This window comes from Pseudonocardia sp. GCM10023141 (genome assembly GCF_042653605.1).
On the sequence record NZ_JBHSIR010000017.1, the window covers coordinates 21431 to 39705 of the forward strand.

Annotated in this window: 26 protein-coding genes; 20 read left to right on the forward strand and 6 right to left on the reverse strand. The window is 71.8% G+C overall.

Features of this window, described 5'->3' with window-relative positions; all coding sequences use genetic code 11:
• Positions 1-9 precede the first annotated feature (9 nt).
• Positions 10-912, reverse strand: coding sequence for a LysR family transcriptional regulator (locus ACFPFQ_RS08590; RefSeq protein ID WP_379616589.1), 903 nt, complete (start codon positions 910-912; stop codon positions 10-12).
• A gap of 82 nt (positions 913-994) precedes the next feature.
• Between ACFPFQ_RS08590 and ACFPFQ_RS08595 the strand changes: the two genes are divergently transcribed.
• From ACFPFQ_RS08595 to ACFPFQ_RS08615, 5 genes are all read left to right on the forward strand, one after another.
• Positions 995-1771, forward strand: a complete 777-nt coding sequence (locus tag ACFPFQ_RS08595; RefSeq protein ID WP_379616591.1) for a nitroreductase family protein — start codon at positions 995-997, stop codon at positions 1769-1771.
• 25 nt (positions 1772-1796) lie between these two features.
• The gene (locus ACFPFQ_RS08600; protein WP_379616593.1) at positions 1797-3053 is read left to right on the forward strand and encodes an FAD-dependent oxidoreductase; all 1257 of its coding nucleotides are present in this window, start codon (positions 1797-1799) and stop codon (positions 3051-3053) included.
• A gap of 21 nt (positions 3054-3074) precedes the next feature.
• Positions 3075-3383 (forward strand): 4Fe-4S dicluster domain-containing protein, encoded by a 309-nt coding sequence (locus ACFPFQ_RS08605; RefSeq protein ID WP_379616595.1) that lies wholly within the window; start codon positions 3075-3077, stop codon positions 3381-3383.
• A 68-nt stretch (positions 3384-3451) separates the two neighbouring features.
• Positions 3452-4246: a potassium channel family protein gene (locus ACFPFQ_RS08610; RefSeq protein ID WP_379616597.1), complete on the forward strand. Its 795-nt coding sequence runs from the start codon at positions 3452-3454 to the stop codon at positions 4244-4246.
• Between the two features lie 153 nt (positions 4247-4399).
• Positions 4400-4639 (forward strand): hypothetical protein, encoded by a 240-nt coding sequence (locus ACFPFQ_RS08615; RefSeq protein WP_379616598.1) that lies wholly within the window; start codon positions 4400-4402, stop codon positions 4637-4639.
• Between the two features lie 12 nt (positions 4640-4651).
• Here the strand turns inward: ACFPFQ_RS08615 and ACFPFQ_RS08620 are convergent, their stop codons facing one another.
• A complete protein-coding gene (locus ACFPFQ_RS08620) occupies positions 4652-5044 on the reverse strand; it encodes a PPOX class F420-dependent oxidoreductase (RefSeq protein WP_379616600.1) in 393 nt (130 codons plus the stop codon).
• Positions 5045-5126: 82 nt separating this feature from the next.
• Here ACFPFQ_RS08620 and ACFPFQ_RS08625 point away from each other — a divergent pair, with 82 nt between their 5' ends.
• The 6 genes from ACFPFQ_RS08625 (at position 5127) to ACFPFQ_RS08650 (ending at position 9148) form a co-directional block, all read left to right on the forward strand.
• Positions 5127-5621 (forward strand): DUF1648 domain-containing protein, encoded by a 495-nt coding sequence (locus ACFPFQ_RS08625; protein ID WP_379616602.1) that lies wholly within the window; start codon positions 5127-5129, stop codon positions 5619-5621.
• A gap of 57 nt (positions 5622-5678) precedes the next feature.
• A complete protein-coding gene (locus ACFPFQ_RS08630; RefSeq protein ID WP_379616604.1) occupies positions 5679-6650 on the forward strand; it encodes a squalene cyclase in 972 nt (323 codons plus the stop codon).
• 114 nt (positions 6651-6764) lie between these two features.
• The gene (locus ACFPFQ_RS08635; protein WP_379616606.1) at positions 6765-7133 is read left to right on the forward strand and encodes a dihydrofolate reductase family protein; all 369 of its coding nucleotides are present in this window, start codon (positions 6765-6767) and stop codon (positions 7131-7133) included.
• 43 nt (positions 7134-7176) lie between these two features.
• A complete protein-coding gene (locus ACFPFQ_RS08640; protein ID WP_379616608.1) occupies positions 7177-7416 on the forward strand; it encodes a hypothetical protein in 240 nt (79 codons plus the stop codon).
• 56 nt (positions 7417-7472) lie between these two features.
• A complete protein-coding gene (locus tag ACFPFQ_RS08645) occupies positions 7473-8594 on the forward strand; it encodes a TauD/TfdA family dioxygenase (protein ID WP_379616610.1) in 1122 nt (373 codons plus the stop codon).
• Complete coding sequence (locus tag ACFPFQ_RS08650) at positions 8591-9148, forward strand: HD domain-containing protein (RefSeq protein ID WP_379616612.1); 558 nt, start codon at positions 8591-8593, stop codon at positions 9146-9148. The genes ACFPFQ_RS08645 and ACFPFQ_RS08650 overlap by 4 nt, the downstream gene beginning before the upstream one ends.
• On the opposite strand, the gene ACFPFQ_RS08655 is transcribed toward ACFPFQ_RS08650, so the two are convergent.
• From ACFPFQ_RS08655 to ACFPFQ_RS08670, 4 genes are all read right to left on the reverse strand, one after another.
• Positions 9140-9898, reverse strand: a complete 759-nt coding sequence (locus ACFPFQ_RS08655) for a GntR family transcriptional regulator (RefSeq protein WP_379616614.1) — start codon at positions 9896-9898, stop codon at positions 9140-9142. The genes ACFPFQ_RS08650 and ACFPFQ_RS08655 overlap by 9 nt on opposite strands.
• 57 nt (positions 9899-9955) lie before the next feature.
• Positions 9956-10642 (reverse strand): alpha/beta hydrolase, encoded by a 687-nt coding sequence (locus ACFPFQ_RS08660; protein WP_379616616.1) that lies wholly within the window; start codon positions 10640-10642, stop codon positions 9956-9958.
• Positions 10643-10749: 107 nt separating this feature from the next.
• Positions 10750-11202 (reverse strand): SRPBCC family protein, encoded by a 453-nt coding sequence (locus ACFPFQ_RS08665; RefSeq protein WP_379616618.1) that lies wholly within the window; start codon positions 11200-11202, stop codon positions 10750-10752.
• Positions 11199-11525, reverse strand: a complete 327-nt coding sequence (locus ACFPFQ_RS08670; protein ID WP_379616620.1) for an ArsR/SmtB family transcription factor — start codon at positions 11523-11525, stop codon at positions 11199-11201. Before ACFPFQ_RS08670 ends, ACFPFQ_RS08665 begins: the two co-directional genes overlap by 4 nt.
• 135 nt (positions 11526-11660) lie before the next feature.
• Between ACFPFQ_RS08670 and ACFPFQ_RS08675 the strand changes: the two genes are divergently transcribed.
• From ACFPFQ_RS08675 to ACFPFQ_RS08715, 9 genes are read left to right on the forward strand one after another with little or no spacing between them, the layout of a single operon-like run.
• Entirely contained in the window at positions 11661-12674 is a 1014-nt protein-coding gene (locus tag ACFPFQ_RS08675; RefSeq protein ID WP_379616622.1) for a DJ-1/PfpI family protein, read from the forward strand.
• Positions 12671-13114 carry a nuclear transport factor 2 family protein gene (locus ACFPFQ_RS08680; protein WP_379616624.1) on the forward strand — a complete coding sequence of 148 codons (444 nt, stop codon included), beginning with the start codon at positions 12671-12673 and terminating at the stop codon, positions 13112-13114. Before ACFPFQ_RS08675 ends, ACFPFQ_RS08680 begins: the two co-directional genes overlap by 4 nt.
• Entirely contained in the window at positions 13111-13578 is a 468-nt protein-coding gene (locus tag ACFPFQ_RS08685; RefSeq protein ID WP_379616626.1) for a nuclear transport factor 2 family protein, read from the forward strand. The genes ACFPFQ_RS08680 and ACFPFQ_RS08685 overlap by 4 nt, the downstream gene beginning before the upstream one ends.
• Positions 13579-13587: 9 nt before the next feature.
• Positions 13588-15120 (forward strand): toluene monooxygenase, encoded by a 1533-nt coding sequence (locus ACFPFQ_RS08690; RefSeq protein WP_379616628.1) that lies wholly within the window; start codon positions 13588-13590, stop codon positions 15118-15120.
• Entirely contained in the window at positions 15120-15392 is a 273-nt protein-coding gene (locus ACFPFQ_RS08695; protein WP_379616630.1) for a toluene-4-monooxygenase system B family protein, read from the forward strand. Before ACFPFQ_RS08690 ends, ACFPFQ_RS08695 begins: the two co-directional genes overlap by 1 nt.
• Positions 15389-15691 carry an MmoB/DmpM family protein gene (locus ACFPFQ_RS08700; protein WP_379616632.1) on the forward strand — a complete coding sequence of 101 codons (303 nt, stop codon included), beginning with the start codon at positions 15389-15391 and terminating at the stop codon, positions 15689-15691. Before ACFPFQ_RS08695 ends, ACFPFQ_RS08700 begins: the two co-directional genes overlap by 4 nt.
• The gene (locus tag ACFPFQ_RS08705; protein ID WP_379616634.1) at positions 15688-16725 is read left to right on the forward strand and encodes a toluene hydroxylase; all 1038 of its coding nucleotides are present in this window, start codon (positions 15688-15690) and stop codon (positions 16723-16725) included. The genes ACFPFQ_RS08700 and ACFPFQ_RS08705 overlap by 4 nt, the downstream gene beginning before the upstream one ends.
• A complete protein-coding gene (locus ACFPFQ_RS08710; RefSeq protein ID WP_379616636.1) occupies positions 16722-17057 on the forward strand; it encodes a Rieske (2Fe-2S) protein in 336 nt (111 codons plus the stop codon). The genes ACFPFQ_RS08705 and ACFPFQ_RS08710 overlap by 4 nt, the downstream gene beginning before the upstream one ends.
• Entirely contained in the window at positions 17054-18268 is a 1215-nt protein-coding gene (locus tag ACFPFQ_RS08715; protein ID WP_379616638.1) for an NAD(P)/FAD-dependent oxidoreductase, read from the forward strand. Before ACFPFQ_RS08710 ends, ACFPFQ_RS08715 begins: the two co-directional genes overlap by 4 nt.
• The last annotated feature ends 7 nt before the right edge of the window (positions 18269-18275 follow it).

The window sequence follows — 18275 nt, forward strand, 5'->3', positions numbered from 1 at the left end:
GGCGGTGACCTACGGATCCGCTGACGCGGTGGCGGTGACCTCACGGGCCGTCTCGACGAAGCGGCGGACCGCGGGTGCGGTGTCGTCGGGGCGCCGGACCAGCCCGGTCTCCACGACGGCATCGCCCGCGTCCGCCAGCGGCCGGTAGCTGACGTCGGGCCGGCACAGCGTGCCCATCGACTCCGGCACCAGCGCCACCCCGAGCCCGATGGCGACGAGCCCGATCATCGCGTGGACCTGCTGGGCCTCCTGGATCACGGAGGGGCTGAACCCGGCGCGCGAGCACAGCCCGACGATGCGGTCGAAGACAGCAGGCTCGCGGCTGCGCGGCACCATGATGAACGGTTCCGGCGCCAGGTCGGCGAGCGCTACGGCAGGGTGCGCGCAGAGCGGATGGCCCTCGGGCAGCGCGACGCACATCGGCTCGGTGAGCACCCGCTCGCAGACGAACCTGTTGTCCCCCATCGGCATCCGCACGAACCCCACGTCGAGCGTGTGCGCGGCGATCCGGTCGAGCTGCTCGGCCGAGGTGAGCTCGTGCAGGCGCAGGTCGATGTCCGGGTGCCGCCCGCGGAAGGCGCGGACCACGGCCGGCAGCACGCTGTAGGTGGCCGGCCCGACGAAGCCGGCGTCGACGTGCCCGCTGCGGCCGTCGGCGGCGCTGCGCGCGGCCTCGATCGCGCTCGTCCGCCGCTCGAGCAGCGCCCGCGCGTCCACCAGCAGGGATCGGCCGGCCTCGGTGAGCTCGACGTGGCGCTTCGTGCGTTCGAGCAGCGTGACGCCCAGTTCGGCCTCCAGCCGCAGGATCTGCTGGCTCAGTGCCGGCTGCACGATGTGCAGCCGGGCGGCGGCGCGGCGGAAGTGCAGCTCCTCCGCGACGGCGACGAAGTACTCGAGGTGGCGGAACTCCATGGTGCGACTGATAGTGCCATGTGATCAGAGAACCATCAATGAGTATTGGACAGTTCTCAGTAGTGGGCGCAGCGTTGCCGCCATGACCGAGACCGTGCAATCCGCAGCCCAGCTCGACAGCGATCGCGCCACCTACGACGAGCTGCTCGCGTTGGCCCGCTACCGCCGCTCCGTGCGGGCGATCGACCCGCACCGCGAGGTGCCAGACGAGCTGGTCGAGAAGGTGCTGGAGGTGGCGCGCTGGGCGCCGTCGGCCGGCAACGGGCAGCCGTGGGAGTTCCTCGTCATCCGCGACGACGACATGCGCCGCCGCATCGCCGAGCTCTACGCCAAGCAGATGGCCGACAAGCGGGAGATGCAGGAGGCCGTGTGGGGGCACCGCAACCACATCGGCTTCACCGGGTTCCGCAACTCACCGGTGTTCGTGCTGGTGCTCGGCGATCCCCGGGTCATCGACGCGTACCCGGTGCGCACCGCGATCGAGAAGGGCGAGAACCACTTCATCTCCAGCCTCGCCCAGGCCACGGTCCTCGCCCACCTCGCCGTCGCCTCGCTCGGGTTGGGCTCGCAGTGGGTGAGCGACGTGAGCTCGCCCTACATGAGCACGATGCTCAAGTCGTGGCTCGGGATCCCGCGCGGCATGAAGATCTACGACATGTTCGGGATCGGGTACCCGGCCGTCGTCCCGGAGCCCACGAGCAGGCGGGCGCTCGAGGAGATCATCCACCGCGGGCAGTACGAGCCGGGCAAGGGCCGCGACGCCGCGGCCGTCGAGCGCTTCCTGTGGGACGACACACTGCTCGGCGGCTGGGGCGCCACCGGTGCGGCCAAGGCGCGCCGCACGCAGGCCGAGGCCTGAGGTGGTCGCGCGGCCCGTCGCGGTCGTGGGCGCAGGTCCGTCCGGGATCTTCGCCACCGCCGAGCTGCTCAAGCGCACGGATGTGCACGTGGACGTGTTCGACGCGGCACCCACCCCGTTCGGCCTGGTCCGCTACGGCGTCGCCCCGGACCACCCCAGGATCAAGTCGGTGACGGCCACGCTGTCGGCGGTGCTCGCCGATCCTCGAGTGCGCTTCCACGGCAACGTCCGGTACGGCACCGACCTGCACCTGCCGGACCTGCAGCGGGCCTGCGCCGCGACGCTCTTCGCCACCGGCGCGCCGCGGTCGCGGCGGCTCGGGATCCCGGGGGAGGACCTGCCCGGCAACCACGCCGCCGCCGACCTCGTGTCCTGGTACAACGGCCACCCCGACGGCCGGCAGCCGGGGTGGGACCGCCCCGCGCGCACCGTCGCCGTCATCGGCGGCGGCAACGTGAGCCTCGATGTCGCGCGGGTCCTGCTCAAGGGCGGTGCCGGGCTGGCGACCACCGACGTCCCCGACGACGTGCTCACGGCCCTGGACCGGTACCGCGTGTCCCAGGTGCACGTCATCGCGCGGCGCGGCGCCGTCGACGTCCGGTTCTCACCCGCGGAGCTGCGCGAGCTCGACGCGCTCGGGTGCGACATCGTCGTCGACCCCGCAGACCTCGAGCTCACCCGGGACGAGCAGGCGCGCTGTGTCACCGACCGGGCGGCGACGCAGCGTCGGGAGATCTTCGCGACCTGGGCGGCGCAGTCCAGGGCCGGTACCCCGAAGCGGCTCACGTTCCTGTTCCACCGCCGTACCGTGGCGGTCACCGGACCCGGCCGGGTGGGCTCGCTGCAGCTCGAGGGGCCCGGCGGCAGCGAGGAGCTCGCCGTCGAGGCCGTCGTGCGCTCCATCGGCCACCACGGCGAGCCACTGCCCGGTCTCCCCTTCGACGCGGAGCGCGGGCTGGTGCCGAACGTCCGCGGCCGCGTCGCTGCCGGCATCCACGTCGCGGGGTGGATCAAGCGTGGTCCCAGCGGGGTGATCGGGTCGAACAAGGCCTGCGCCATCGAGTCGGTCCGGGAACTCCTCGCCGAACTCGACGAGGGACCCGCCCCGGACGTCCCGCTGGGGTCCGTCCTGCGCGATCGCGGCTGCCACGTCGTCGACTGGCCGGGCTGGACCGGCATCGACGCCGCCGAGATCGCACTCGGCCGGGAACGGGGCCGCGCCCGCACCAAGATCGTCGACCGCGGCCGGCTCCTCACCGCCGCGGCTGCAACCACCCGCTGACCGACGAACGAGGAGAACCCGATGCCCTACGTCATCACCGATGCCTGCGTGGACGTCATGGACCGCTCGTGCGTCGACCAGTGCCCGGTCGACTGCATCCGGGAGGGCACCCGGATGCTCTACATCGACCCCGAGGCCTGCATCGACTGCGGCGCCTGCGAGCCGGCGTGCCCGCAGGAGGCGATCTACCTGGACCTGAGCCTGCCGGAGCCGCTCGACCACTTCCGGGCGGTGAACGCGGCCTTCTTCAGCGGTACGGGACACGACCCGGCAGGTGCCGACCCGCCGGCCGTCCGGGACCTGCCCCGGCGCGATCCAGAACCGCGGTGAAGCCGACACCCACGGGGCGCTGACCTCCTGCAACAGTGTTCGACAGCGCGCGGCTTAGGCTGCGCGGCATGACAACCGCCCCACCTACCGCTGCGCCTCCCGAGCCGCGGATCGCGGCGTGGGACCGGTACGTGGACTGGCCGCTGACCGGGCTCGCGGTCGTCTTCCTGATCGCCTACACCGTGTCGGTCCTCGACACCACGATCACCCCCGACGGGCACGACCTGATCGAGGTGCTGCTCACCGGCACCTGGGTCGTGTTCGGGCTGGACTACCTCATCCGCATCGCGCTGGCGGAGCGCCGGTGGTACTACGTCGGCACGCACCTGCTCGACCTGCTGATCCTGTGCCTGCCGATGCTGCGCCAGCTGCGGGCGCTGCGCGTGATCACGGTGCTCACCGTGCTGAACCGGCAGCTGCGCGACGACGTGCGGGGCCGCGTCGCGTTCTACGTCGCGGGCACGGTGCTGCTGGTCGGGTTCGTGGCGTCCGTCGCCGTGCTCGACGCGGAACGCGACGCTCCCGGCGCCACGATCACGACGTTCGGGGAGGCGTTGTGGTGGACGGTCACCACGATCTCGACCGTCGGCTACGGCGACCGCTATCCCGTCACCGTCGAGGGCCGGGTGGTGGCCGGGTCGCTCATGGTGGCGGGCATCGCCCTGCTCGGCGTCGTGACGGCATCGATCGCGAGCTGGTTCGTGGAGAACCTGCGGCAGGCGAGTGCGGCAGCGGTCCGCGACATCGAGGGGGACATCGGCGAGGACGTGGACCGTGCCGAGGCGAAGCTGGACCGGGTGCTGACCGAGCTGCAGTCGATCAGCGCCCGCCTGGACGCACTGGAGCGCGACCGGACCGGGTGACGAGGCCCCCCGAACGTGCCGCGATCGGTGCCGCCACCGGGTGAGGCTCGATCGGGTGACGCAACGTCTCGCCGTTCGCCGCGTTGAACCGGTCAACGGATCGAGGCGGTGACGCCGGGGCGGGCGAGGGTTGTGATGACGGGCTGGAGCATTGTGGGGGCTGGCTTCCTCGTCGCGGCCATGGGGGCGCTCGTGCTGGATCCGGATGTCGGCAGTGCCGGGATCCTGCTGATCGGAGCGTCCGGCTGCTGGGCGTGCGGGCTGACCCGAGCGGTCATGCGGCGCCGCGGGGCGACCGCTGCGGTGCCGCCGGAGCGTGCCGCGGTGGCGGCCGAGCCCGTACCCGTCGCCGAGCGGGCAGCACCCGGACGGCCCGCCACCGCTCAGGCGTGAGCCCGGGGAAGCTCAGGCTTCCCGCTCGACCGTGCGGATGTTGCTGCCGGGCCCGTCGATGTTCCAGGCCACGATCCGGCGCGGATGGATGCGCAGCAGGTCGTTGCCGAACCCGTCGATCATGGGTGAGTCGATCAGCAGCGTCTCGACGCTGCCGCGGACCTCGAGGCCGCGCCCGCGCTGCCCGCCCGGCCCCACCGGGTGCGGGGCGTCGTCGACGACGAACGAGACCCGTGGGTCGGCCTGGATGTTGCGGAACTTCGGCGATCCGGCCAGGTTCGGCCCGCCGATCTCGATCGTTGCGGTGCGCTCGTCGAGCCGGTAGGTCACCGGATGGTTCTGGGGTGCTCCGGTCGGGCCGATCGTCGCGAGCCTGCCCAGCGCCTGCGCACGGAGGTAGGTCACCCCGTAGAGGTCAAGGGTCGCTGGACCGGCGCCCGCTCAAGGAGTAGTACTGCGCGACCGGCAGCATCCAGAGAGGATCATCATGCGTCCCTGGGGGATCCTGTTCGTCGGCGCCGCCTGGTACGCGGCCGTCGCGGTGTGGGCTGCCGTCCGCATCCCTCCCGGCGAGGTGCCGGTGCATTTCGGGATCGACGGCACCGCCGACCGGTTCGGATCGGCGGGTCAGGCGCTGACCCTCGCACTCCTCCCCGGGATCATCGTGCTGCTGCTGGGGGTCGGTCTGGTCCTGCTCGTGCGCCGCGGGCCGTTGCGGGTGCTGAACATCCCCCACAAGGACTACTGGCTCACCGCTGCCCGGGAGCCGCTGCTGCGGCGGATGCTCGCCGTGGACGTGGCGTCGCTCCTGTGCGCGACGCTCGTGTTCCTCTCCCTGATCCCGGTGTGGATCGTCGAAGGCGCAAGGGGTGGCGCCGGGTCGTCGTCGCCGCTGGTCCTGTTGCCGGTCGCCGTGTTCGTCGTCGCCGTGCCGGTGTGGTCGGTGTGGCTGGTGCGCGTCCGCTACCGGCGTCGGGGCTGACCGGGACCGGTGTCGTCGGCCGGTCTCGCTGTCGGCCGGTCTCGATAGGGTCGCGCCGTGGCGATCGAATCGGTGACGTCGTGGCTGCAGGACTCCGATCCGGCACTGCGCTGGCAGGTCGAGCGCGATCTGCTGGGCGCACCCGCCGAGGCCTGGGAGGCGACGCGGGCGCGGGTCGCCACCGAGGGCTTCGGCGCCCGCCTGCTCGCGCTCCACGATCCCGACGGGCAGTGGGCAGGTGGCGCGTTCTTCCCCGCACCCGGTCGCGGCCCGGCAGCGCCGGAGGAGGCCGGGCAGCCCTGGACGGCCACCACGTGGACGCTCAACGCGCTGCGGGAGTGGGGAGTCGACGCGTCCGCCCTGCGCGGCACGGCCGCACTGCTCGCCGCGAACAGCCGCTGGGAGTACGACGACCTGCCGTACTGGGGCGGCGAGGTCGACTGCTGCATCAACGCCTGGACGGTCGCCAACGGGCTGTGGCTCGGCGCCGACATCGCCGGGATCGTCGACTGGTTCGTCGAGCACCGCCAGCCCGACGGCGGCTGGAACTGCGAGTGGGTCGAGGGATCCACGAGGTCCTCGTTCCCGTCCACCCTCAACTCGCTGACCGGCCTGCTCGCCTACGACGTCGCCACCGGGGGCACCGACGCCACGCTCGCCGCCCGGCGTTCCGGGGAGGAGTACCTGCTGCGGCGCGCCCTGCTGCGCCGCGCCTCCACCGGCGAGCTGGTCGGGCCGTGGGTCAGCCGGTTCACCTACCCGTTCCGCGCGAGCTACAACGCGCTCGTCGCCACCGACCACTTCCGCCGCGCCCGCCTGTTCGACGGCCGCGCGCCGGATCCCCGCATGGCCGAGGCGATCGAGCTCGTCCGCGCCGCCCGGCAGCCCGACGGCACCTGGCTGCAGGGCAGCCGGCTGCCCGGGCAGGTGTGGTTCGAGGTCGACGTGGCGGAGGGGGAGCCCTCGAAATGGCTGACGCTGTACGGCATGCGCGTGCTCGCGTGGTGGGACGCGCACGGGATCGGGTGAGGGCCCGTTCGTGCGCCCCGTGCACGAAGGTGATGCCGGATCGGACTTTCCGTCGACGACGGGGGCCGGGCGAGGATCGATCGATCGCCTCCCCCCCTCGAAACGGAGCACGCCATGAGGAAGATCATCGCGGAGCTGTTCAGCTCGCTCGACGGCGTCGTCTCGGCGCCCCAGCATCGGCACGGCCCTACTTCGACGAGGAGATGGGCCGTCGCACCGAGCAGCTCCTCGCCGCTGACGGCCGAGCAGGTGACGGAGCTGAAGCAGGCTCCCGGCGGCGACATCGTGGTCACCGGCAGCGTCGCACTGGTCCAGGCACTGATCCGACACGGCGCGCTGGACCAGCTGCGGCTGATCACCGACCCGGTCCTGCTCGGCGAGGGAACCCGGCTGTTCGACGGCGCCGCCCCCGCCGCACTGCGACTCGTCGACACGCACACGTCCGCCACCGGGGCGCTCTCGGCGACCTACGCCGTCGGATGAGGCCGCCGGTGTCGTCGTCAGCGGTGCCCGTCAGCGTTGCCCCATGACAACCGAGACAACGCTCACCCCGTCACCCACCGCCCGCCTACGCCGTGCCGCGCGCTGGATGGTGACCTTCGCCGGATTCCCGCTGGGCGGGCTCGCCGCGATGCTGCTCGTCGGCCCCGTCGACGGCCCTTGGCCCGCGCTGGCCGGCGGCGCGCTCACCGTCACGGTCCTCACCGCCGTGCTGCCGATCGTCCTGCACCGCACCGACCGGGCCGTGCATGACCCCCGCGCCTGAAATCAACATGGCTGTACATGTTGTATCGTGGCCACACACGTTGACCCGGAGGATCCATGAGTGCCGCGCTCACGACCGACCCGACCCGACAACGGGCCCGACGACTCGACCGCTGGCCCGCGATCTGGCTGCGGGACAACTGCCGGTGCACCGACTGTCGCGATCCCCGCAACGGGCAGAAGCTCTTCGGGATCACCGACCTGCCGGCCCGACCCGAGATCGTCGGCGTCACACTCGCCGATGACGAGCGCGACGGCCCGGTCGCGATCGTCGAGTTCGCTCCGCCGCACCGCGGCAGCTACCCGCTGAGCTGGCTCGACGCCGTCGAGAGCACGCCCGTCGACGACGGCCGCACCGAGAACGGCAAGGCGCTGTGGGCCGCCGGTGATCTCGACGGGCGACTGCCCTCGGCAGGGTGGCAGGACCACCGCGACCGGCCTGCCGAGCGGCTGCGCGTGCTGGACGCCGTGCGCAGCCTCGGGTTCGCGCTGCTGCGCGACGTCCCGACGCGGCCGGGCACCGTCCTCGACGTCGCCGCGACGTTCGGGTTCGTGCGCACCACCAACTACGGCGACCTGTTCGACGTCCGGGTGCAGGCCCAGCCGAACAACCTGGCGTTCACCAGCTCCCGCATCACCCCGCACACCGACAACCCCTACCGCGACCCCGTCCCCACGATCCAGCTGCTGCACTGCCTCGAGAACGCCGCCGTGGGCGGCGACAGCGGGCTGGTCGACGGGTTCCACGCCGCCGCGCTGCTGCGGGCCGAGCACCCCGAGGCGTTCGCCGTCCTCACGCGTACCCCGGTGCCGTTCCGGTTCGCCGACGCCGACACGGTGCTGCTCGCCGAGCGCCCGATGATCGACGTCGACCCGCTCGGCCGGATCCGGGAGGTCCGGTTCAACAACCGCTCGATCCAGCCGATGGTGTTGCCGGCCGAAGAGCTCGTCGCGTTCTACGACGCCTACCGGACCTTCGCCGAGCTGATCGACCGGCCGGAGCTGCGGCTGGACCTCCGGCTGGAGCCGGGTGACTGCCTGGTGTTCGACAACGTCCGGCTGCTGCACGCCCGCACCGCCTACGCCGAGTCGGGCGCCCGCCACCTGCAGGGCTGCTACGCCGATCTGGACGCGTTGCACAGCTCGGCAGCCGTGCTGCGCGCGGCGGTGACCGCGTGACCAGCACCGCGATCGTCGACGAGCTCGAGGGCCTGTTCTCCTCGCAGGGCGCGCAGGAGTACCTCGGCGAGGAGGTCAGCATCGCCACCCACATGCTGCAGGCCGCCGACTGCGCCCGTGCGGCCGGCGCGGCGCCGGCGCTGGTCGTCGCCGCGCTGCTGCACGACGTCGGCCACTTCACCGGCCTGCGCACCGGGGCCGAGCTCATGAGCGGCACCGACAACCACCACGACGAGCAGGCTGCCGCGTACCTCGCGCAGTGGTTCGGGCCGGAGGTGGTGGAGCCCGTGCGGCTGCATGTCGCCGCGAAGCGCTACCTCTGCGCGGTGGAGCCGGAGTACTTCGCGCAGCTCTCGCCCGCGTCGGTGTACACGCTCTCGCTGCAGGGCGGCCCGATGAGCCCGGCGGAGGTCGCCACCTTCGCGGCACACCCACATGCCGCCGACGCCGTGCTGGTGCGGCGCTGCGACGACGGCGGCAAGGACTCGGAGCGGGAGACCCCGACGTTCGCGCAGTTCCGCGCGACCATCACCGGGGTCCTCGAGTCACTGTGAGGGGACGGGCCGCTCCACCCGCGCCAGCGCCGTGAGCGCGGCCGAGTTGTGCACGACGAAGACCGCGGCGTCGCTGCGGTAGGTGTCGGCGGACCACTCGATCGGGTCGCCTGCCTGGTCGGTGGTCCGCCGCCGCGTCCGCAGCAGGGGTGAGCCGGCCGCCACGTCGAGCAGCGCCGCGTCCTCGGTGCCGGCCGCCACCGCGTCGATCCGGTGCTCGGCCTCGGTGAGCACGATGCCGAGCGCGGCGAGCCGTTCGGTGACCGACTCGGTGGCCATGTCGATGCCGGGCAGCAGCGCCCCGACCCGCTCGACGTAGGCGGTGCGCTCGATCATCACCGCTCGTCCCGACAGGGTGCGCACGCGCGTCAGGTGGTAGATCGGTGCGTCGTCGTCGACGTCGAGCTGGGCGGCCTCCACCGCGGACGCGGGCCGGCGCAGCAGCTCCACGACCCGGCCGCCGGGCACCTCGCCGACCGACCGGGCCCATGCCGAGAAGCTCATCAGCTCCGCGAAACCCTGGGTGCGTTCACCGCCGGTGACCACGCGGCGAGCGCCGCGGCGCGACGCGATCAGCCCCTCGGCCCGCAGCACGGCGAACGCCTGCCGGACGGTGCCGCGCGAGACCGCGAACGCCGCGGCCAGCTCGCTCTCCGACGGCAGCCGGGCACCGGTCGCGTACTCGCCGCCGGCGATCCCGTCACGCAGGGACCGGGCCACGGCCTGGTAGCGCACCTCGCTGGACTCCACGCCCAACTTGTACAGCCAGGTGGCCCGCGCGTCATGCGGGACACGCCGCCCGCGCGCTCAGCCCTGGGCCGAGAACTGCTCCCGGATGATGGCGGCCAGCTCCGCGGGCCGCGTCAGGAACGGGGAGTGCGAGGTGTCCATCCGGACCACCCGGTCAGAGCGCTTCGCCATCGCCTCCTGGGCGACTGCCGGGATGGCGTTGTCCTGCTCGCACACCACGTAGGTGCTGGGGATGTCGTGCCAGGCTGCGGCGGTCTGCGGCTGGGCGAACGCGGCGAGGCCTTGGTGGCGCAGCTTGCCGATCGCGTCGGCGACGGTGGCCGCGTCGACGCCTCCGTAGAAGATCTCCTCGGGGCGCAGGGTGTCGACGTAGCCCTGCTCCTCGTGCATGTCCCACCAGTCCGGCGCCGAGCCGCCGACCGCGGCGGCGAGCGACTCGCCGACGTCGAGCTGGAAGGCGCAGACGTAGACGATGCCGGAGACCTGGGGGAGGCCCACGAGCCCTTCGGAGACCGGGGCGCCGCCGTAGGAGTGCGCGACCACGACGACGGGGCCGTCGAGGGCCGCCACCGCCGCGCGCACCGCGGCCGCGTCGGCGTAGAGGTCACCGAGCGCGGCCGGATCGCTGCCGACCGACGGCAGCTCGACGGTGCGGGTCTCCAGATCGGACAGCTCCGGGAGGAACCTGTCCCATGCCCAGGCGCCGTGCCAGGCGCCGTGCACGAGAACAACGGTTGACGGCATCGTCGAACCTCCAGGGATCGATGTCGGGGAACGGGAGTTCATCGGGCCGGGTCGGTTCGCGGCAAGGTTCCTTCCGTTGTGCGGAAGGCGCCGGCCGGATCCCGGTGCTACAGCGCCTTCTCCAGCAGGTCGAACCATTCGCCGAAGCCCGCCTGCAGTCCGGCGTAGTCCGACGGCTCGCACTCCGGCCCGGTCCACGTGTTGACGAGGGTGAGCTCGGTGCGTCCGGGTCCGATCTCGCGGAAGGTGACCGTCACCGTCTCGTCGCTGATCCGGTGGGCCGGGGTCTGGGCGATGTGGGTGAAGGTGAACGCCACTGCCCGGCCGGGTTCGAGGGTGAGGTACTCCCCGACGAACCCGTTGACGGTGCCGTCGGCCTCGACGATCTCCACCCGGTACCGGCCGCCGATCCGCACGTCGGCGGTGACGGTCGTGCCGAACCACCGGCGCAGCTGCTCGGGTTCGGTCCAGGCGCCGTAGAGCGCTTGCGGGCTCGCGGCGATCACGCGGCTGACCGTGACGGAGTGCGCGGTCACGGGACGGGTGGGCTGCTCGGTCATGGATCCTCCTCGGAGCCGGTGACGAAGGATTCGAGCGCGTCGAGGCGGTCGTTCCAGAACCGCTCGTAGTGGCGCAGATGGGCGGTGGCCGCGGCGAGCGAGGCGGGTTCGAGCCGGCACATGCGCCGGCGGCCCTCCGTGCGCCTGCTGAGCAGCCCGGCCCGTTCCAGCACCGTGACGTGCTTGGACGCGGCGGCCAGCGAGATGGGATGCGGCGCCGCCAGCTCGCTCACCGAGCGCTCGCCATCGGCCAGGGTGGCGACCATCGCGCGCCTGGTGCCGTCGGAGAGGGCGTGGAACACCGCGTCCAGAAGTTCAACCACACGGTTAAGCTTAACCGGATGGTTGAGTAATTGCCAAGGCCCGCAGGAATCCGCAACTTCTCCGCAGGAATCCCGGTAACCCCCTCGCGGTGCTGTTCCTAGTGTTCCCGATCACACCACCACACGGGAGCGCTCATGCCACGACTGCTCTATCTGGTCACCAGTGCCCGCGAGATGCGACTCGCCGACGGGACACCGCACGAGACCGGCTACTTCGCCGAGGAGGCCGCCGTTCCGTACCGGAGGTTCACCGCGGCCGGAGTGGATGTCGTCGTCGCGACGCCGGACGGGCAGCAGCCCCACGCCGACTCCTACGGCCTCCAACCGATCTTCCACATGCCCGACGAGGACGAGGACTTCCTCGGCTCGATCACCCGCACGTTCGCTCCCGACGTCGACGACATCCGGCTCACGCTGCGCCACCTCACCGGGCTCGGGCTCGGCGCGTCGCGGCGGATCGTGCTCGCGCTGCGCGACACCGGCATGCCGCTGGAGGAGGCCCGCGCGCTCGTCGGCCGGGCGGCCAAGGAGGCGTGGCGACAGGACCGCCAGCTCGCCGACGTCCTCGCCGGCCAGGACACCCCGCTCTCACCCGCCGACATCGAGGCCGCGGCCACGGCCCACCTCGATGCGAGCCAGGCGATCTCCGACGGGCTCGCCGCCGAGCTGGCCGCGATCCCCGGCTTCCAGGACCCGGTGGCACTCTCGGACATGACCGAGGACGAGATGGCGAGCTTCGACGCGGTGTTCGTGCCCGGTGGGCACGGCCCGATGGTCGATCTCGCGGACAACCCCGACGTCACGCGGTTGCTGCAGATCCTGCACCGCAAGGGCGCCACCATCGCGGCGCTGTGCCATGGCCCGGCCGCGCTGCTCGCGGCCGGCGGGCGCGACGACGGCGAGTGGCTCTTCGAGGGCTTCCGCCTCACCAGCTTCACCGACGAGGAGGAGGACCAGACCGTCGCCGGGAAGCTGGGGATGTCCTGGTACCTCGACACGGCGCTGAAGAACGCCGGCGCCGTCTTCGACGACGCCCCGTCGGCGTGGGTGTCGCACGTCGTGGTCGACCGCAACCTCGTGACCGGGCAGAACCCCGGCTCGTCCGGCGCCACGGCCGATGCCGTCCTCAAGACTCTGGAGGTGCTGTGAGCGACGTCGTGACCGCGTTCTTCCGCGCGCTGGGTGACCGCGACAGCGCCGCCGCGCTGGCGCTGCTCGCGCCGGATGCCGATGTCGAGGTTCTGCCGTCGGAGGGGACGATCTCGATGGATCCCGCGGGGTCGGGGCGGGCGTACTTCGCCGCGACGGTCGCCGCGTTCCCCGACCTCATGGTCACCGTCCGCGCCATCACGGAGCTCGCCGACGGCGCCGTGCTCGCCGAGATGTCGATCGAGGGCACCCAGGCCGCCGACTACCTGGGTGCGATCAACCAGGAGAAGCACCTCGACCTGCGCCAGGCCTGGCTGCTGACCGTGCGCGACGGCCTGATCGTGCAGGTCAGGGGCTTCTGGGACGAGAACCAGCTGTTCCGGCGCCTGGCCGTGAAGCGGCTCGACCGGATCGCGATCGCGGAAGGGGCGTCCGCATGAGCACCATCGAGGTCGGAGTGCGCTCGCCCGCGCAGACGGTGGAGGCGTTCTTCGACGCCTACCGCCGCCACGAGATCGACGAGATGGTCGATCTCTGCACCCCCAACGCCGACTTCTCCTACGTCCCCGTCGAGATCTGGGGCCGCCAGCGGGTGGTGCGCGGTGACGGCAAGGTCGCGACCATCGGCAAGACGCTGTGGACCGGGCTGATCACCTCGTTCCCGGACCTGTGGAACACCGTCGCGGCGGTGCGCCCGAGCGTCGACGGCAGCCGGGTCGTCGCCGAGGTGACGATCGGCGGCACCCAGGCGAGCGCCTGGGCCAACATCTCCGCCCGCGGGGGCAGCTTCGCCGAGCCGCACCTGTTCGTGTTCCGGACGACCGACGGCCCGATCGACGGGGTCACCGCCTACTGGAACAACGCCAGCATCAGCCGCCAGCTCGGCCATCTCGAGATCGACTGAGGAGCATTCATGTCTCTGCTGAAGCGCGAGGAGTGGCAGCACCTCGTCCGCGATGTCGACTGGACGCTGTCCTACGTGGACGACGATGCCGTCTACCCGGAGTGGATGTCGGGCACCGGCAAGGTGCCGCGTGAGGCGTGGGCGTCCTGGGAGGAGGACTACAAGGTCTCCTACCCGGAGTACGTGGCCACGCAGCGGGAGAAGGAGAGCGCGGCCTACGCCGTCAAGGCGGCGCTGCAGCGCTCCACCGCGTGGGAGAACCTGTCTGAGGGCTGGAAGTCCTCGACGAAGATGCACTACGGCGGCATCGCGCTCGTCGAGTCCGAGGCGGTGCTCGCCGAGCTGAAGATGGCGCGTTTCGGGCTCAACGCCTCGTGGCGCAACATGGCCGCGTTCGGTGCGCTCGACGAGATCCGGCACGCCCAGATCACGCTGTTCTTCGGCCACGAGTTCGTGGGCAAGGACCCGCAGTTCGACTGGACGCACAAGATGTTCCACACCAACGACTGGGTCGCGGTCTCGCTGCGCAACCTGTTCGACGGGATGATGGTGACGTCCAATGTGGTCGACATCGCGATCCAGCTCCCGCTGACGTTCGAGACAGGGTTCACCAACCTGCAGTTCGTGGCGCTCTCGGCCGACGCGCTGGAGTCCGGCGACGTCAACTTCGCCAACATGATCTCGTCGATCCAGACCGACGAGGCCCGCCACGCCCAGCAGGGCGGCCCGACGCTGGAGATCCTCGTCGAGCACGACCCGGTGCGCGCGCAGTGGGTGATCGACAAGGCCTTCTGGGGCTCGGCCCGCGCCTTCGCCGCCCTCACCGGCCCCGCCATGGACTACTACACCCCCGTCGAGCACCGGAAGCAGTCCTACCGGGAGTTCATGGAGGAGTGGATCATCGATCAGTTCGTCCGCACGATCGAGGACTACGGCCTGAAGAAGCCCTGGTTCTGGGACGAGTTTATGAAGGGCCTCGACACCTGGCACCACGCGCTGCACATGGGGCTCTGGTACTGGCGGCCCACGCTGTGGTGGAAGCCGACCGCTGCGGTCTCGAAGGACGACCGCGACTGGTTGCGGGAGAAGTACCCCAACTGGGAGAAGGTCTTCGGCGACAAGTGGGACGTGATCATCGACAACGTCAACCGTGGCGACATGGAGGCGACACTGCCGGAGACGCTGCCCTGGCTGTGCAGCACGTGCCACCTGCCCTGCTGCAACGCCACGTTCGGCTACGACGGCAAGTGGCGGGTGCGTGACCACTCGCTCACCCACAACGGCGTCACGTACCACTTCTGCACCGCGGGCTGCCGGCAGATCTGGTGGAAGGACCGCGACAACCTCAACCACCCCACGGTGATCGATCGGTTCCTCGCGGGCGAGATCCAGCCGATGGACGTCGGCGGCATCCTCGGCTACATGGGCCTGACGCCCGACGTCATGGGCGACGATCCCGACTACAGCTGGGCCGCGGAGTACAAGGACCGGCTGATCGTGCCCGAGTCCGCCTCGCTGGTCGTCCCCGTGGCAGGTGCCTGATGGCCACCGCCGAACCGTCGCTGGTGCCGCTCAACGCGATCTTCGCGGAGGACTTCGTGCAGATACTGGTGCCGGTCATGTCGAACAACACGATCGCCGAGCTCGCCGAGGCCGTCGCGCACCACACCGAGGGCAGGCGGGTGCCCAAGCGGGACCTGCCCAAGATCGTCTTCCATCAGGGCAGGCGCCTCGACCCCTCGATCACCGTGGCGGACGCGGGCATCGGGCCGCTCGACCACGTCCGCGTCGAGTACGACGGGAGCCCGACGTGACCGATCATCCGGTGGGACCGGTGCTGCGCATGTGCGACGAGGTGGAGTCGGTGATCGCGGCGATCCGCGACGACAACCCCGACATCGACATCGAGGTCATCGACCGCGGTGCCTACGTCCGGGTGCAGGGCCCCGGCCGGGTGCGGGTCACCGAGGAGTCGCTGCAGCGCCACCTCGGTCCGGCGTTCGAGCTGCGCTCGCTGCAGACGATGCTCTCGTCGTTCGCGGGCCGCATCCACACCTCCAGCGACGAGATCTACTGGGAATGGGCGAACAAGCGGACGGGAGCACCGGCATGACCACGCCAGCGCGGAAGCGGCGCACCTGGAGCGCGTTCGGCGACGTCCGCCGCGTCCCCAGCGAGTACGAGGTGATGACCCACAAGACGAACTGGACGCTGCGCGAGGGCCGCAAGGTCCCGTTCGAGCAGAACCCGTCGTCGCCTGCGAACCTGTGGTTCCTCACCTACCGCGAGGGTTCGCCGCTGAAGGTCGACGACTGGGACGCCTTCCGCGATCCCGACCAGATGACCTATCGCACCTACGTCTCGCTCCAGAACGGCGAGGAGACCAAGGCCGACGGCCTGCTCACGCAGTACGCCGACGCGGGCGCCGACGCGACGCTGTCGCCGGAGTGGGTCGGCGTGCTCGCCACGCTGTTCGCGCCGGCGCGGTTCCCGCTGCACGGCGCGCAGCAGGTGCAGGCCTACCTCGGCCACATCGCGCCGTCGTCCTACATCACGAACACCGCGGCGTTCGCCACCGCCGACCTGCTCCGCCGCGTCACGCGCACCGCGTACCGCACGCGGGAGTTGCAGCTCGCGCACCCCGGAAGCGGGATCGGCGAGCGCGAGCGCCAGATCTGGGAGACCGACGCGGTCTGGCAGGGCGTACGTAAGGCCGTGGAGACGGCGCTGATCGCCTACGACTGGGGCGAGGCGTTCACGGCGCTGAACCTGGTGCTGCTGCCCACGCTCGACGACGTGCTGCTCACGCAGTTCGGCACGGTGGCCAGGGCCTCTGGCGACGAGCTGGCCTGGCTGCTGTCGAACCTGCTCGCCGCCGATTCGCGTCGCCGCGAGCGGTGGAGCACCGCGCTCGGGGCGTTCGCCGTGGCGCAGCGCCCCGGCAACGCCGACGTGCTGCGCAAGTGGGTGGACCGGTGGTCCGCGCGGGCCGACGAGGCCGTCGCGGCGCTGGCCCCCGTGCTGGCCGCGGCCCCGCAGGGGGCACCCACCGTCGACGCCGTCCTCGCCTCGGCGCAGGCCGCGCGCGGACGCGTGCTCGAGGCCGCCGGGCTGGGTGCGCAGAAGCCCGCTGCCGAGGCGGGGTGAGCGTGGAGGAGATGACCGCGAGCTGGTTGCCCGCGCTGGCTGCCGACGATCTCTGGGAAGGGGAGATGACGGCCGTCACGGTCGGTGCGACGAAGGTCCTGCTCGTCAACGTCGGCGGGGACGTGAAGGCCTACCGCAACCGCTGCCCGCACCAGGAGTGGGCGCTGGACGAGGGCGACTTCGACGGCGAGATCATCACCTGCTCGCGGCACCTGTGGGAGTTCGAGGCGTGCAGCGGGCAGGGCCGCAACCCGGCAACGGCCTCGCTGACCGGCTACCCGTGCCGGGTGGCCGACGACGGGATGATCCAGGTCGACGTGGGGCCGGGATGACGGGACGACGGCGGTTCGTGATCGTCGGGGCCGGGGTGGCCGGCGCGACGGCGGCGGCCACCCTGCGCGAGGAGGGCTTCGACGGGGAGGTCCTGCTGGTCGGCGACGAGCCGCACCTGCCGTACGAGCGGCCGCCGCTGTCCAAGGCGTGGCTCGGTGAGACCGCCCCCGAGATCGACGTCCATCCCGCGCCCTTCTACGCCGAGCAGTCCATCGAGCTGGTGTCGGAGACCCGCGCGACCGGACTTGACGTCGCGGCCCGTCGGGTGACGCTCGGCGGCTCCACCATCGACTACGACGCGCTGCTCATCGCCACCGGCGGGCTGGCCCGCCGGTTGCCGGGTGTGTCCGGCGACCGCGTGCACCACCTGCGCACCCGCGCCGACGCCGACGCGCTGCGCGAGCGGCTCGTGCCGGGGGAGCGGCTCGTCGTGCTCGGCGCGGGTTTCATCGGGTGCGAGGTGGCGGCCACGGCGCGTGGGCGGGGCGTCGACGTCACGGTGCTGGAGATGGCGGGCGCCCCGATGGAGCGGGTGCTCGGCGCCGAGCTCGGCGCGCTGTACGCCGGGATCCACCGGGCCGCCGGCGTCGACCTGCGGTGCGGGGTCCGGGTCGAGTCGGTGCAGGAGAGCGGCGCCGGGCTGCTCGTCCACACCGATGGCGACACCGTCGAGTGCTCGGCACTGCTGGTCGCGGCCGGGCTGGTCCGCGACACCGAAGTCTGGGCGGCGGCCGGGATCCCCTGTGACCAGGGGGTGCTCGTCGATGCGGGCTGCCGCACCGCCGTGCCGGGCGTGTTCGCCGCGGGCGACGTGGTGGCGCACGACCATCCGCGCTACGGGCGGACGCGGGTGGAGCACCACGACACCGCCGTGCGGCAGGGCGCGGTCGCGGCACGGGCGATGCTCGGCGGCGACGTCGCCTACGACATGCCGAACTGGTTCTGGTCCGACCAGTACGTGCACACCCTGCAGAGCTGCGGCGCGCCCGCGGACGCCGACGAGCTGGTCGTCCGAGGGAACGTCGCCGAGGCGTCCTTCGTACGGTTCGGGCTCCGCGGCGGCCAAGTGGTGTCCGTGCTCGGTCTCGGTCGCCCGGCGGAGGTGATGGCCGGGCGCAAGTTGCTGCTCGCCGGGCATCCGGTCACGGCCGAGCAGCTGCGCGACGAGTCCGTCGACCTGCGCCGGGTCATGCGCCCGGCCCGGGCGTAGGAGCGCC